Source organism: Shewanella sp. SACH (assembly GCF_001887095.2).
Classification (GTDB): domain Bacteria; phylum Pseudomonadota; class Gammaproteobacteria; order Enterobacterales; family Shewanellaceae; genus Shewanella; species Shewanella baltica.
On sequence record NZ_MPDG02000002.1, the window covers coordinates 193,903 to 209,553 of the forward strand.

The window sequence follows — 15,651 nt, forward strand, 5'->3', positions numbered from 1 at the left end:
GATCTTTTTTGTATTTAAGCGAGTGTTTTAGTGCGAGTGGATTTGCCTCATCAGCGACGGAGAGCTGGCATTATGAGTTTGTTACAGTGCTTTCACAGGGCGCCCCTGTATTTGGCTTGTTCGGCTGGGCTGATGTTTGCCTCTCCGGTCATGGCCTCTTTTTGGGAGTCCTTGTTTCGCAGTGAGTTGCCAGTCGATCAAGTGACGGCGCCGGCGGACAGCCAGCGTTTCGAGTTTGTCGGTGTGTTGCCCGCCAATACGCAATTAGAACTCGTCGGTTATTACGCCTCATCGATTTGTACCCGCAAGGAAATCCGTTTTCCCAGTGGCGATCTTGCCAATCCCTACCGCGCCACACTCGAAGAAACCTCAGTGCTACGGCAAGTCATCAGTAGCGGCAGTGAAGCGAGTGAGTTTTCGCTGCCCTTAGCCTTAAATGGCGGCGGTGATTGTCAGTGGCATCTCGAGGATTTAATGCTCGATGTGACGATACTGCCGAACCACCCGCTGTGGCAGAGAGCTAAAACGCTGCAACGCGATTACCTTGCCAAGTTGCAGGGCACCTCGGTAGATGCGGCTCAGCTTGCCAGCCAAACTGCGTTGCCGACTCAAGTGTCATCCCACGATGATTTTTATTTAAGTCATGAGCTTAATATCGATCCTATTCATACAGGCAGCGAGGCAGATAACTCACTGCTGGCGACCACGCCGTTATCGTTAGCACCAGTTTACTATCCGGTTTTTATTCATTATCCAGAAGAAGACAAACCCTTCGAAGCACGGCTGAAGAGTAGCCTACAGCGCACTTCTAGCCTGTGGGCCAGCCCGTATACTCAAGCGGTTCGGCGCGGTGAGGAGGCGGTAATGCGGGTGAACTTTAATCCACAGATTGCCGAGCATTACGAGGTCGATGTCTGGTATCAGCCCGATACGGTTGAGGTGAAGTATCCCGACGGCACTCAATATGCTTATGCCAACAGTGAAGTAAAACTGTATGCCTATGGCAAACCTGAATCACAAATCAAGACCTTAGCTCAAAGTGCCAAGGCCGAAGATAAGCGCTTATTGGCGCGTATCTATGAGTTGGGCCACGCCTTACCTAAGGACGAGGCTAAGGCACAAGAGTATTACCGTGAAGCCGCAGAGGCTGGCGATATTGAAGCCTTGCACTGGATGCTAGATCAAGCCGGTTACGCGGGGCGAATTGATGAAAAAACCTATTGGATCGGGCGCGCCGCGAGTTTTGGTGACAATGAGACAAAGCTTGAGTTAATCCATTTGCCTTTATCTGCCATCGAACGTGGCCTCGTTAATACGGGTGAAGATAAGGTCAGAGAAACGCAAGCGTGGCAGCAGTTAAATCAATTAGTTGACCAAGGATTGCCAGAGGCAAGCAGCCTTATGGCTTTCTATCAACTGTTACCCTATTCGCCGTATTTTAATGCTAATGCAGCGCTTGAAAATTATCGCCTGAGTGTGAAAGCTAAGCCTGAACTGGCCCATGCGGCGGCCAGCGATTATTACTATTTGGCGGATAATTTTGCTGCGGGTGAGGAGTTTTGGCAGATTGCCGCCGAGCGGGATCTCTATGCCGCAGCCGAACTTGCCAATATCTTGTTATCGGAAACCCATCGAGATGCGGTTAACGCGCGTTACTGGTTAGCAAGAGTGACGACGCTGGGTGCCAAGCAAGGCTTGCAGGCGGATATTTTAGGCAATGCTTACTTCCAGCTAGCAACCTTATTAGATAAAGGCGAGGGCGGCGCGGTCGATGCGAAAACAGCGTTAACGCTTTATCAGCAGAGCATTGAAATTGCAGAGCGATTTTCAAACGACTATGAAGCAAGGGCCAAGGACAGAGTGCAAGTGCTCGAACAGCTGCGATTATAACTTCATGTTTATATAAAAGAGTATTCGTTAGCATTTAGCCAATAAAAATCCCTGCCATGGCAGGGATTTTGCTATTTATTCAGCTGCTTAATCTAAATAAGCAAATTTAAACGTTCTGGCTTAAACAACGACAGCCAACTAGCGTAAATCAACCTGCAGTGCGACACCCGAACTCTGGGGTTCACTCTGCACTGTGATGTAATACCACCCCGGGCTTGGTGCATCGACTGTGATACTTTCTTGAGTGTTAGCAGGCGTGACAGACGCTGCATCGAAGTGTTGAGCATTGGCCCAAGTCGTCCCCGAAAACAGGCTCACATCACCACTGCCGTGGGCCGAGTTGATACTTAACTGACTCGTACCTTCTGGCACCCAAAGATAGTAATCGCTGCGGCCATCGGTGGTGCAGATGGCTTTGCCTGAACTCAGTTCACCATGACTCAAGGGCGATTGCGTCGTGCAGGCATTAGCGATTAGAGCTGGCGTAGGCGTATTGCTCGCGCCTGTATTGAGGGTGAGTGTGACACCGCTAAACTCAGTGGCAGTGTCCACTGTGATATAACGCCAGCCGCGATTGGCACTAAAACTTAGCGACTCTTGATTACCCACTTGAGTGCTCTTGGCATCGGCATTATCAGCGTCGGCCCACTCGCTGGCATTGAAGTAGAGATTGGCATCCCCAGAGCCGCCCTTGGTGGTGACGGTGAACTGAGTATTATCTTCCTCAACCCAGAAGTAGAAGCTGTTGCGTCCACCACTGATACACTCGTTTTTGCCCAGTGTGAGCTGGCCATAGTCTAAGGTTATTGCACCGCAATTTGCTGGTGGCTCAGGATCCACGCCGCCATCTCCCAGATCGGGATCAACATCAGCGAACAACTCAGTGGTGCTGACTTGCATATCGACGCCGCCAAAATCCCCCGACAAGGTAATGTAGTGCCAATATTCGTCAGGGTTTAACTGCACTTTAATGACTTGATAGTTACCGTTGCCGATCCCCGCGCCTTGGTTTTGCTCTGGGCTTGCCCAACCTTTAGAATTGAAATAAATGTCGGCATCACCCCAACCGCCGCCAATCTTGATCCAAAGATCTTGGGCCGAGCGCTCGGTATTAGTGAAACTGAAACTGGCGCGGCCGAGTTTGGAGTCGATACATTCCATCGGCACATCGATTTTCAGGCTAGCCGATTCAGTGTAACGGTAGGCTTCGTTCGTTACTTGGCAAGGCGAGTAATCCTTACTGATAGTGCCCGCAGGACCACTCCAATTACCTTCACGGCCACTGGGCTCAGCATCGACATCACTTGGGCCCTTATCGACTATGCCATCGTCAGCCGTGCTCAAGCCGCTGGCGAGCCAACCTTGCCACTCGTTGTCGTAACGTGTACCGATACCATCCATAAAGGTTTGATATTCAGCATATTGGTCGTTACGTAGGTAAGCGAGAATCTGTCTTACATCGTCCCTGTGATGCTCAAACATAAAGCGCACCGCCAGATAACCCCAACGGTAGATACGGTCTTGGCCTGATTCATAGTTGTTTTTGAATATGGTCGACAACATAAATTCACCGGTTTCGCCCATGGCAATCGCCGCGGTATTGGCATCACGGTAAGAAATGTATTCCGCTAGACCTTCAATCCACCAAATTGTATTGGCCGACGTGCCGCGGCTAAAGTCACCAAACAGGTTATAGCGCCCGTCGAGGTAGTGCACATATTCGTGTTGTAGGTTCCAAACATGGAAATCCGGCGTGCGCCATTCGGCTTCATAGGCGATAAAACGCGCCTGATTTTTGAGTCCGGCGGGCGAGCCTTCAAGGTACATGCCGCCGTTGTCGGTATTGATGCCAAAGATACTGTTGGCTAAGGATTTATACTCAGACGAGCTGCCAAAGATCACTAGCTCTAAGTCATCGTTGTTATCTTGCCCTACAGGTTGCATGCCCGTTTCGAGTTTACTGTGGAAATAGCTTTCTTGGCTCGTCAGCACATCACAGGCCCACTTGGCTTGATCTTGATAGAGATCTTGGGCGCGGATCTTGAGACTGTCGGAGCATTTCCAGTTGAAAGGTAAGGCATCGGCCTCTAACTGCGCCTTAAAACCACAGATATTGTAATCGTTACAATGGCTGCGATCGTAATAGTCGGCCATTTCTGCCGCCGCGTACCAAAGCACTTTGCTCGGTTCGGTTTTGCTGGTGCTGCTGAGGATGTTTTTAACTAGCTGAGTCACTCGCGGGCGCATGGAATCAATGTAATACAGTCTAGATAACTCTTTGACTGAGTTGACTAACAGATACTCAGCATTGGTGCCTAACAAGTCGCGGTGTTCGAGTTGGAAGTTATTTAGCGCATCTAAAATGCCTTGGTCACGAGCGAACAGCGCCTGCATGTCATCATTCCACTGGGCGCGGAATAAGGTGGTAAACACTGAGTTTGCTGCGGCGTTCATGGCGAAACTGGCTTGCCAGTTAGCGTCGTAGTCCGTTAATACTTTTATGGTGACATGATTAAAATCGGCGCCAAGCTCGGCAGAGTCAATCAGGATTAAGGCTTCTTTCAACACGCCAGCATTGTCATCGGAGACCGTCCAAATCGCAGCGTTCGCAAATAAAGCGTTGAGGGCCGATTTTAAGCTGGCCTTAGCGGCGCTGCTGTAAGCGGGTACATCATTTGGACTGTAAAACTGCACATAGAGGGCAGCGCGGACAAAGTAAATATGCGATTCAAGATGCTGAACATCGACCCCAGTGTAGTCCTTGGCTTTAGTGGCAATGGCGTTGGCGACACTGATCACATTGGCCTCGCTAAATAGCGCGGTCGCAGCACTGCCTTTGAGGCTATAGAGCTTACCGACGCATTCGGGGGTCGATTGGCTCAATTGATCCACTAGGGCTTGGCCCGATTTACCGACAAAGTCACTGCAGTCATTGCTCTGCAGTGCGGCGCTGCGACTCTGTAACTTAAGTGGCGGTTGCTCAGATACTTCTCGCTTCTTGCGTGAATGCATCTTAGGCGGTTCTGTCATTGTCTGTTCTGTCATAGTTGGCTCATTCGGGGATGCCATCAATGGCGTCTCCCGCAGTAGCGGTCTATGGGATTCTATTTGGCTAATGGGCGCCGAGGGTGGTCGTGGTGCCGGTTGCGCTTGTGGATTGCTGGGTGTGTTGCTGCCTAATGGGTGACTCGTATGAGTGTCATGGGCGAGAGCGGGAGTCGCAAAAGCTAAGCTAATAGCTGCGAAGAGCAGTGTGTTTTTCATTGTGTATCCGTAGTTATCTAGTCTGCAAAGCAGATCTTCCTTGGGCGTTATTTGATGCGTGTAACCTAAGCTTGCATCAAACCTCATTGGATTATTTGCGTGATAACAATAGCGCGACAAACATCGCAGCTAGCAAATAATGCGTTCAAATGATGGCTGTAAGTTTTTAATATATCTAGTATTTACCTGTAAATTTGTTTGATACATCTTTTCTGTTCAGCTTAGGTTCAGATTATTGCTCAAAGGACTCGCGCCAGAAGCTGAGTCTGCGGGACTCCACAGCTTAGAAAGGCCTGATTGAATACCTTGTGGAATAAGAGTGGCTATTTGGCTTGAATTCGCGCTAGCTTAGCCGCATTAAGGTTAGATGCACTTTTCCGCAGTTAGCACTCGACCCCTGAGATGCTAAATCATCTGCGATGAGGTCGATGCCATTCCCAAAGGAGCTTTTATGTCAGCTTTACCAAGCGAATACACCCATATCCATGTTGAGCAACCCGGTACGCCCGAGGTGATGCAGCTATCGCGCTCGCCTTTGCCTGTGCCAGCGGCTGGCCAAGTGTTGATCCGCGTGCATGCAGCAGGAGTGAATGGCCCCGATGTCAAACAAAGGGTAGGTGCTTATCCACCACCACCGGGTGCATCACCGATTATTGGTCTTGAAGTCGCGGGTGATATTTGTGCCCTCGGTGAAGGCGTGAGCCAATGGCAAATCGGCGACAAGGTTTGCGCCTTAGTGCCGGGCGGGGGTTATGGCGAGTATGCGCTCACCTATGCTGCCCACTGTTTGCCTATTCCAACGGGCTTTAGTTATGTGCAGGCCGCTGCGCTGCCAGAAACCTTCTTCACCGTATGGGGCAACCTGTTTATGCGTGCGGGACTAAAAGCGGGTGAGACTGTGCTGATCCACGGCGGCTCGGGCGGTATCGGCAGTACGGCCATTCAACTTGCCAGCGCCTTAGGCTCAAAAGTCATTGCCACGACGGGGCAAGATGAGAAGCGCGATTATTGCTTGAGCCTTGGCGCCGCTGAAGTCATCAATTATCGCACCCACAACTTTGTTGAGCCTGTCATGGCACTCACCCAAGATAAGGGCGTGAACGTGGTCTTTGATATCGCGGGTGGCGATTTTATTAATCTCGATTTACAAGCCTTAGCGATGGACGGCCGTATGGTGTCGGTGGCGATGCAACGTGGCCCTAAGGCTGAAGTCGAGATTTTCCGTCTGATGGCAAAACGTATTATGTGGACAGGGTCGACCCTAAGACCGCAAAGCGTGGAGGCTAAAGCCGCCATTGCCGCCGAATTATTTGAGAATGTCTGGCCGCTGTTAAACGCCCATAAAATTGTGCCCAATATTTTTGCGACCTTCCCATTAGGCGAAGCCGCGAAAGCCCATGCGCTGATGGAGTCGGGTGAGCACAGGGGAAAGGTGGTACTGACGGTGATTTAGGCTCGGCATACTGCTTTGGCCGCGATGGATTGTTTAGGTCGCAGCCATTTGAGGCAAGTCTGAGAGCGTTCAGGCAAAAGAGTGGCTGAGTAACGTAGGGGTAAATAGTCGTTTGCGCTACTGTCGTTAAATCGTCATGGTTAAACCTGATGCTTAACCTTGCAGTAACCTCGAACGGCAACTTCGAATCGTAAAGTTTATGCCCATCGAACATAGTCGATATGATTGCTTTTTATTGGGAATAAAACTTGCCGCGTCGATTTTTTAGACTAAAGTCGTTAATGATTAAACTTTTTGGGTACTTTGGCAGAAATTAATACGTAATTAGTGAAAATTTCATGGTATGAGGCATTGATTATCGGAAATATTCTGTAAAAATACCCAGTTGAAAACGTCAGAGACTTTCCGGCGCTATTCGTGGATCAAAGCAAGCGATACTTCGCTTATTCAGGCTAAAAAACTCATAGTGTATGTGTTGATTTAAGGGTATTAGCATATATGTATAACACAGCAAAGAAACAGGTTTGGTATGGTGAGCTGAGAACATCGAAAGGCAACGCGATTGTCGTCCATGACAACCAGCTGCCCGATGCCTCCCCAGGACGTATCTACCTATACAATTCCGATCGCGATGCGATCATTGAGTATGTGGAAGATATCGTCAAAGTGAACCTATACGACTTAGATGAGGCTGCGTTAAAAGCTGCTGAGGCTAAGTTTAGTGGTGCATGGAAGGCGGCTAGAGCTCAATTCATGAGTAAGCATCAAGCTCGTATTGACCTAAACAACGTGAAGGAAACTGCGCCTGTTCGTAAGGCGAAGCCTGAAGTTGAACCAGAAGTGGAATCCGATGCCGTAGGCGTCGATTTTGACGATGATTGGGTCGATGATTTTGATGATTAACACAGTGTCGGCTTAAGGGCTAACACTGTGAGTGTAAGGAATAAAATAGTGCTTATTTTATTCCTTATCGCTTTATTTCCTTCCGCGAAACCGCGCGTTAACCTCAATTCATCGCTATTTTATCGCGACTCGATTTACCCGTTAATATACCGCTAATTTATAGCTAATGTTACGCATCGGCATCGAACTGATATCGGCTGATGTGGTGATAAACCTTGCCTGGCACTAACCAAACATCATCACCAAAGCGCTCGCCTTGATTCGGTGAGTCTGGCAGCATCTGCGGTTCTAAACACACGCCATGATGTTGATTTAATACCTGTTGATTGCGACCCACTGTGCCATCTAAAAAGTTAGCGCAGTAGAGCTGCACGCTCGGTTGATTGGTATAAACTGTCATAGCGCGGCCACTTACTGGACTGCTTAAACAGCCAAAGCGGGCGAGTGAACCGTCGGGGTCATTCATCATATAACAGTGATCATAACCGCGCGTGCTCGCCAATTCAGCGGCATGCAGTTTGTCGCCTAAGCGTATCGGCTGACTCAAGTCGAAAATTGATCCTGTAGTCTCGGCAATCCCAGTGGGAACACTGACATCATTCATGGTGAGATAACGCTTGGCATCGATTTGCATCAAATGCTCGTGATTGGTCTCTGAACCATCGAGGTTGAAATAACTGTGTTGGGTTAAGCTCACGGGACAGGCTTTATCCACCGAAGCTAAAATTTCCACATAGAGATTATTACCTGCGAGGCGGTAATCCAGTTGAACCGTGCAATTACCGGGGAAACCCATGTCGCCGTCTGGACTCATTAAGGTCAAGCGCACACCATCGGGCAGTTGGCCTAAGTGCCAGTTTTTACGATTAAACCCTTCACGGCCGCCGTGCAAACAGTTAGTCGCTTGGTTGACATCGAGTTGATAATCTTGGCCTTGATAGTGCATTTTGCCGTTAGCGATACGATTCGCAAAGCGGCCAGCAATGGCGCCTAAGTGAGCCGATTGCGTCAGGTAGTCTTCGGCGCTGTCGCAACCAAGGACGATATTGGCTCGTTCGCCGTGTTTATCTGGGGTCCACAGAGCGCGGATAATTCCGCCTAAGCTGATGACTTCTAATGCGAGTATGCCATTGTCGATCCGAACCCGTTCTATTTCGCCACCGCGGGGATCGGTCCAAGGATCCAAAACACTGAAACGTACCATTTAGCTTCCCTCTGTGTTGAAAATGCTCACTGCTTATTGTGTTAAATGAGTATGTTAACCCTATTATTTGCCATCAACACCATAAAGTTCAGCGATGAATTCGTATGTTATCGACGGCCTTGTCACTGTATTGGTTTTCTTTGTTTTAAGCGTGCTCTGGCTAATTATCTATGCGGCCCGCGCCAGCGCTGGCGGAACATAAATAGACAGTGGCATCGATTGCGGTTTTGTCGAAAAACTCATGTTCAACGGCGGCCACGACAGCATCGGTCAGTTCATGATCAACTAAGGCCACCACGCAGCCGTCGGTCATGCGGATGCCGCCACGCTCGCCAATCACTTGGCTGACAATCTCAACTAAGGTATCAAATTCGGGCAGTGTCACTTCAAAATCATCCCGCAGTGAAGCATGGGATTCCGCCATTAAGCGGCTGAATTTTTGAATGTTATTTTGTTCTAAAGCGCGGGCTGCACTCTGGGTTCTTTGATTTTCTGTGACGACGTGTTTTGCTCTGCGATATAACACTTCATCTAAATCGGCTTTTGCGCTTTCTAATCGACGTAAATCGAGGTGACGCAGCGCATCTAAGCCAAAGTATTCGGCCGCTTGGGCGCATTCGTTGCGACGTTGTTGATTGGTGGCGGCTAAACGTTGCTTCTCAATATGGGCATCTATGATGATAAGGCTTAAGTTTTCTGGGATGGGAATGGCTTCGCTGTCCAGATCTAAGCAGTCAATCAGCAGCGCGTGGTCTTGCTCACCCATAGCGCTGCACATTTGATCCATGATGCCACAGGCCGATTCGACATATCTGTGTTCACCACGTTGGGCCAGTTGCGCTACCGCCATTGGTGATAAATGCAATTGGCTGGTATCACTGATGGCAGTGCCGAAGGCGACAACGAGGGCGCCCGATGAGGATAAACCTGCCGCAAGTGGCACATCGCCCACAATGGCTAAGTCTAAGCCCTTGGCTAATAAGCCCGTTTGCGCCATAGCCGCAGTAAAACCTTTGAGGTAATTCACCCAGCCATCTTGCGGGTCCATGTCGTTTTCTTGACCGAAGGTCCACTCTTTAATTTGTCCGGGAAAGGCATCGGCAACGGCACGAAACTTAGTGTCGTCACGGCGTTTTACCGCAATCACTGTATGAAAATTAATGGCTGCCGGGAGTACAAAACCGTCGTTGTAATCCGTGTATTCACCGATCAGATTGACGCGCCCAGGGGCTTGATATAAATCGTCGGCTTTAGTGCCAAAGGTTTGGACAAATAACTTTGTGGCGCGCTGCGCAGGGTTTGACATGCTGTAAAAAATTCCAAAAAAGCTGAGCTAATTTCGTTACCGTCATCGATTTATATCACGACTGAGTCGGTGATGTAACTGAGATTTTTTGCTGAAATGGCGATGGGCGGCAATGAGAAAATCGATACTGTGATAGGAAGTCAAAATAACGTATTCAGTGCGTTATCTAGTCGATTGATTTGTAAAGATTAGTCAGTAGTTAGTTGGATGCCGCACAAACTTGCAGAGGAGGTTACTGCTCGTATGTGCGGCCTATTATGGCGTGATTTTAATTCAATGCAGCATTAGCAGGCACTTAACTATTGGACTCTGCATTAATTTTAGGATCAGCCACTTGCGCAGTTTCTTCCGCTTGCGCGGCGTTTTTCTCTGAGTCTTGCAACAGCTCATAGATCACATGATCCACAAAACCGGCACCCGCAGCTTCGTACAGGTTGTAAACACTGTGTACGCCCGATTCGCGAAGTGCCGCGGCATCGTCACTGTACTGCACAATCGCACTGATCTTGCCTTGATAATTCAGTTTTTTGAGTTGTTCAACCGCAAACATATTTCCCGCGTGGTGCGGCATGGCCAGCAGCACTAATTCAAGGTTAGGCGCTCTGTCGAGTTTTTCCCAAAAGTCGGTATCCGCGGCGTCACCTTGCACTACGTTGCGGCCCTTGGCTTTATGTAAATCGACTAAGTCTTGCTTGTGCTCAATGCCGAGAATTTCGCCGTCAAATTGTTCCCTGAGTTCATCGTAGGCGCCGCTACCAATGCGGCCCATACCTAAGATTAAGAAGCGTGGGTTGCCAATGGCGATGGGCCTATCTTCTGGGTGTAACGGGCGTTTTTCGAGCTTGATTAAACGCTGCTGGAATCGCTGGTAGATATTACCGACGGTGGCGTTAAGTGGCGCGGCGAGTAAAAAACTGAAGCTTAATGCCACGGCGATGATCACTAGCCACTCAGGAGGTAACCAACCTTTATAGGTGGCGACGGCGGCGACGATTAAACCGAATTCACTGAAGTTACCTAGGTTGAACGAGCCCAACATAGAGGTACGTGAACGCAGTTTAAAGCGAGTCAGAATGTAAACAAACAGCAGGATTTTAAGTGGCACTAACAACACCAATAGCGCCGCGAGGACGATATCCGATACCGTAGGTAAGCCATTGAGTCCTATGGTTAAGAAGAAGGCCACGAGGAAGAGTTCTTTGAAATAGAACAGGGATTTTGCCAGCTCTGAGGACTTTTTGTGGCCCGCCAACAAGATACCTATGATCAGTGCGCCGAGATCGGGTTTCAGGCCAACAGATTCAAATAACCAAGCGCCAACCACAAGTGCCATCACTAGACCAAACAGGACTAACAGTTCACCGTGGCCGACACGGTCGAAGGCTTTATAAATGAGCGGCTTAGCCAGTGGCAGTAAGAGTAATGCGAAGGCCCATACCGAAGGTACATCGCCCTTAGAAATTGTTAAAAACAGTACGGCGAAGATATCCTGCATAATCAAGATACCAATGGCGACCCGGCCGTAGAGGGATTGGACATCGCCCTTATCTTCTAACACTTTGACCGCAAATACGGTACTGGAGAAGCTTAACGCGAAGGCGATTAACGTCAGTTGCTCAAGGTTAAGACTCGTGAGTTGGCTTAAACCCAGTAAGCCGAAGAGTTTCAGAATCGGCACAAAAACCACGATTGAGAGCACTAAGTGGACACTCGAACCCGCCCACACTTCGGCCTTGAACAGGCTACGAATATCGAGTTTCAAACCAATAGCAAACAGCAGCAAAGTCACGCCTAGGCTGGCGAGTTCTTGCAGTAATGGCAGGCTTTCTTTATCTATCCCGAGGACGAATAGTACAAAGCCCGCCACTAAGTAGCCGATGAGCGGTGGTAGTCCTATACGGCTGACGAGCATGCCGCAGATGAGTGTGATAATGAGGATACCGGGTTCCATGATGCTCCAATCTAAAAAGTCCAAAATTATGAGTGATTGTATAAGAAATCTATGACACTGGAACAAAAAAGCGGACTTTTAATGAAAAAAGTCCGCTTTCTATTGGTGTTGCGGTAAATACACTTGCCGATTAAAACTGGCGCGGGTGAAATCGCTTTAGTGGTATATGTCTAAATCGTGATTATTTCACCAGATGATCTAAATGGGCGGCAAAATCTTTAGGGCCCATAAAACCAGTCACTCGTAAATCTTCCCTTTGCTCACCTTGTTCGTTAAACATCAACAACGTAGGCAAACCGAGCACATTGTATTTTTCGAGTAAGGCGACATCGACCTTGTCACTCTTAGTCACATCGGCTTGCAGCAGCACGATTTTATTCATGCGGGCTAACACGTCAGCATCCTTAAAGGTGATGGCTTCAAACTCTTTACAGGCAACACACCAATCGGCGTAGAGATCCAGCATCACAGGCTTACCTTGGGCGGCAGCGGCGGCGATTTCTTGCTCAAGATCTTCAATGGATTTAATCCGTTTAAAGCCATGGGCTTCTTCGGTCGTCGCCGCAGTGCCTACGGGATTGTGATTAAAACCAAAGTGGCCCATCACAGCTTGGAATCCGTAGGAGAAACTTGCCAGTAGCGTCAGAGTTAATAGCACTGAACGGACAGTTTGTTTCCAGTTGAAGGGACTGAGTTTGTTCTGATGCATCAAGTAGCCAGTGAAGCTCACTCCCCACAGTGACCAAAGCACATCGGATACCACGCCCGTCCAAATACGACCGAGCATTACGATAGACACAGCGATCAACAGGAAGCCGAAGACGGTTTTGATGATGTCCATCCAAGCGCCCGCTCTCGGTAATAATTTACCGCCTGAGGTGCCGATAATCAGCAGAGGTAAACCCATGCCCATACTCAGCACATACAGGGCTAGGAAGCCTTGGAGTAAGTCGCCGGTTTGCGCCACATAAACGAGCGCACCCGATAGCGGCGCGGTAGTGCAAGGTGATGCGACCAGGCCAGAAATCACGCCCATCAAGAATACGCCAACTAAGTTGCCGCCTTTTTGGTTGTTCGATACTGAGTTCATCTTTTCCTGCCAGCTCGATGGCAGTTTTAAATCGTACAGGCCAAACATAGATAAGCTGAGCACAAAGAACAGAATCGCCAATACCACTAACACGGCGGGATGTTGCAATGCCGCTTGGTATTTCAGTCCCGCCGATGCGACCACTAACCCTAAGATAGAGTAAGTGATTGCCATACCTTGGACGTAAGCCATAGACAAGGTAAAGGCTTTCGCGGTTGAGAGTTTTTGCCCTTGGCCAACAATAATGCCAGACAAAATCGGGTACATAGGGAACACGCAGGGCGTTAATGCCAGACCGACACCTAGACCAAAGAAGATCACTAAGGTCCAAATCAGGCTGTCGTTTGACAGCATTTGGCTCAGGGTATCTTGCTGAGTAATAGGTTGGGGATTGGCTTTATCGGCCGTGTTCGGCTTATTGCTGGCTGACTCAGTGCTGGCAGGCTTTGCTGCGGCGGTCGATTCGCTCGCTTCGGCACCTGCGATCAAGCCCTCGTTGGCGGCAATCGCTTTTAGCACCACGTCACGTTTGGTCGGTGGATAACACAACTTGCCTTCGGCGCAGCCCATAAAAGTGACGGTAAGCGTGGCATTTTCATCGGCCTGTTTCAGCGCAACGGGAATATCCACATAGGTGTAATAGACTTCTTGCTCGCCAAAATACTCATCTTCATGGGGCTTGCCCTTGGGCAGCGCCACTGTGCCTAGCTCGGCGCCATTGACAGTAAATTTAAGCTTGTCGCGGTACATGTAGTAACCGTCGGCAATCACCCAATTGAGTTTGACCTGATTACCTTCTTGCTTGAAATCGAAGGCAAATGCTTGATCGACAGGCATCAATTCCGGTTCACTCTTCATGAAGTCGAATTTGTTACCGAAAACCCCTTCACTGTGCGCTAAGGGCGTGAGGAGCAATAAAGACGTGAAAATAAGGCTGAGTAGTTTTTTCATGGCTGAGTGTTGTCTTTTATCCAATCTAAGTAGGCTGGTAGCCCGTGAGTCACAGGCACGGCAATAATTTCGGGTACTTGATAAGGGTGGAGTCTAAGCACAAGTTGTTCTAACTCTGAATATCGACTTTGTAAACATTTAATCTGTAAGCTAAATTCTTGTTCTTCGCAGATTTTCCCTTCCCAAGCATAAATTGAACGTATCGGGGCGGAGATATGAACACAAGCGGCAATACGCGACTCAACTAAAGCCCGAGCCAAGGTATTGGCTTGTACTTCATCGGGGCAGGTAGTGCTAACCATTAAATACTGATGCTGCATGGTGTTAGGTATCGTCTCTTAAGAATCTTAAAGTTCGCTTAAGCCAACTGAGTTAGGCTACTTTACGTGTTTTAATGGTCTCATACATTAGCGCGTTAACAAAAGGGTGAGCTAAATATCAGTTGTTAAATCCGTTGCTCAATTAGAGGTTATTAGCCCCTTAGTCTGTCGCAATGCTTAGCCTGACTTGAATTAAGACCGGATAGTCCCCATTTAGTTTACACAGATAGTCAGATAAACCTGAGGTCGGTATGTTTTTCATTATATTTTTACTCTTTGTGCTGATCCCAGTAATAGAGCTGTCGGTGCTGATCCGTGTGGGTGAAGTGCTTGGCACTTGGACTACCATAGGCTTAGTGCTGTTTACCGCCGTGCTCGGGGTCTCTTTGGTTCGCAGCCAAGGTTTAAGCACCTTAATGCAAGTACAGCAAAAACTCGCTCGCGGTGAAGCGCCGGGGCAAGAAATCGTCGAAGGCATGATGTTAGCCATGGCGGGTATTTTACTGGTGATCCCCGGTTTTGTGACCGATGCCATTGGCCTGTTATTGCTGACGCCATTCACCCGTCGTCCCATTGCTGCCTTGCTGTTCAAGCGCATGCAGTTGCGCGTTGTAGCGGGGTTACAGGGCGGAATGCACGGCGGCTTTCAAGCGGGCCAAAGTCCCTTTGGGCCTAAGCCGCAGGACCCATTTAGCCAAGCGCCGTTTGATGATAGCGTGAAGAAAGACGGTAATGTGTTTGAGGGCGACTTCGAACATAAAGTCGATCCGAGTGATATAAAACCTGCTAGTCATCAGCTCCCAGATAAAGAACTGAATAAAGAGCAGGGAAAAAAACAGGATAAAGATTCTAAGTCTTAGCTTTTAATGGATTTTAGTCTTTAACTGTTGTTAGTTCTACCTGAGTGTAAGGGTAACTTGCTACTCGATTATTGCTCTATTGCGTCAAGCATATTTGCATCTGCGGTATCATCATTGCCGCTCTTTTATCTGCTGCCTGTTCAGTCATGAACTCGGCCGCAGATGCGCTCATCCTTTCTGCCCATAACCATACTTATTCGTTTCCAATGTAGTGGTCTCACTTTTCAGTTGAATCATAAAACACTTATACGATCTCTATACGCCTTAGTATCGCTCTGGTATGTCATCGGATTGGCAAATTAGGCTGATATCTAAAGGCAAATATGAATAGCAAATAATGGCGTTAACACGGAGTGAGAGGATTGGCGATAAATCATTAAAAGAAATGACCAGTCAGTCGCTTTAATCGAGACTGACCGGCCGCGCCGGGAAGCGTTTTTGGAACAATTGCGGAGCTAA

The 15,651-nt window shown here is 48.7% G+C and carries 10 protein-coding genes; 4 read left to right on the forward strand and 6 right to left on the reverse strand.

The annotated features are described in order from the left end of the window. Positions 1-72: 72 nt before the first annotated feature. A complete protein-coding gene (locus tag BM607_RS08645; RefSeq protein WP_071938657.1) occupies positions 73-1,890 on the forward strand; it encodes a sel1 repeat family protein in 1,818 nt (605 codons plus the stop codon). A 138-nt stretch (positions 1,891-2,028) separates the two neighbouring features. On the opposite strand, the gene BM607_RS08650 is transcribed toward BM607_RS08645, so the two are convergent. Then, positions 2,029-5,154, reverse strand: coding sequence for a M9 family metallopeptidase (locus BM607_RS08650; RefSeq protein WP_071938656.1), 3,126 nt, complete (start codon positions 5,152-5,154; stop codon positions 2,029-2,031). A 451-nt stretch (positions 5,155-5,605) separates the two neighbouring features. Between BM607_RS08650 and BM607_RS08655 the strand changes: the two genes are divergently transcribed. Both BM607_RS08655 and BM607_RS08660 read left to right on the forward strand, forming a co-directional pair. Then, entirely contained in the window at positions 5,606-6,607 is a 1,002-nt protein-coding gene (locus BM607_RS08655) for an NAD(P)H-quinone oxidoreductase (RefSeq protein ID WP_071938655.1), read from the forward strand. 498 nt (positions 6,608-7,105) lie between these two features. Further along, positions 7,106-7,510 carry a hypothetical protein gene (locus BM607_RS08660; protein ID WP_006083132.1) on the forward strand — a complete coding sequence of 135 codons (405 nt, stop codon included), beginning with the start codon at positions 7,106-7,108 and terminating at the stop codon, positions 7,508-7,510. 169 nt (positions 7,511-7,679) lie between these two features. Here the strand turns inward: BM607_RS08660 and BM607_RS08665 are convergent, their stop codons facing one another. The 5 genes from BM607_RS08665 to cutA all read right to left on the reverse strand — a co-directional run bounded on the left by BM607_RS08665 (position 7,680) and on the right by cutA (position 14,332). Then, a complete protein-coding gene (locus BM607_RS08665) occupies positions 7,680-8,714 on the reverse strand; it encodes an aldose epimerase family protein (protein ID WP_071938654.1) in 1,035 nt (344 codons plus the stop codon). A 160-nt stretch (positions 8,715-8,874) separates the two neighbouring features. Then, the gene (galK, locus tag BM607_RS08670; RefSeq protein WP_006086123.1) at positions 8,875-10,020 is read right to left on the reverse strand and encodes a galactokinase; all 1,146 of its coding nucleotides are present in this window, start codon (positions 10,018-10,020) and stop codon (positions 8,875-8,877) included. A gap of 295 nt (positions 10,021-10,315) precedes the next feature. Further along, positions 10,316-11,971, reverse strand: coding sequence for a cation:proton antiporter family protein (locus BM607_RS08675; RefSeq protein ID WP_063883603.1), 1,656 nt, complete (start codon positions 11,969-11,971; stop codon positions 10,316-10,318). A gap of 181 nt (positions 11,972-12,152) precedes the next feature. Then, positions 12,153-14,012 carry a protein-disulfide reductase DsbD gene (locus BM607_RS08680; RefSeq protein ID WP_071938653.1) on the reverse strand — a complete coding sequence of 620 codons (1,860 nt, stop codon included), beginning with the start codon at positions 14,010-14,012 and terminating at the stop codon, positions 12,153-12,155. Continuing rightward, complete coding sequence (cutA, locus tag BM607_RS08685; RefSeq protein WP_012088202.1) at positions 14,009-14,332, reverse strand: divalent-cation tolerance protein CutA; 324 nt, start codon at positions 14,330-14,332, stop codon at positions 14,009-14,011. The genes BM607_RS08680 and cutA overlap by 4 nt, the downstream gene beginning before the upstream one ends. Positions 14,333-14,583: 251 nt before the next feature. On the opposite strand from cutA, the gene BM607_RS08690 reads away from it, so the two are divergent. Next, positions 14,584-15,192: an FxsA family protein gene (locus tag BM607_RS08690; RefSeq protein WP_071938652.1), complete on the forward strand. Its 609-nt coding sequence runs from the start codon at positions 14,584-14,586 to the stop codon at positions 15,190-15,192. The last annotated feature ends 459 nt before the right edge of the window (positions 15,193-15,651 follow it).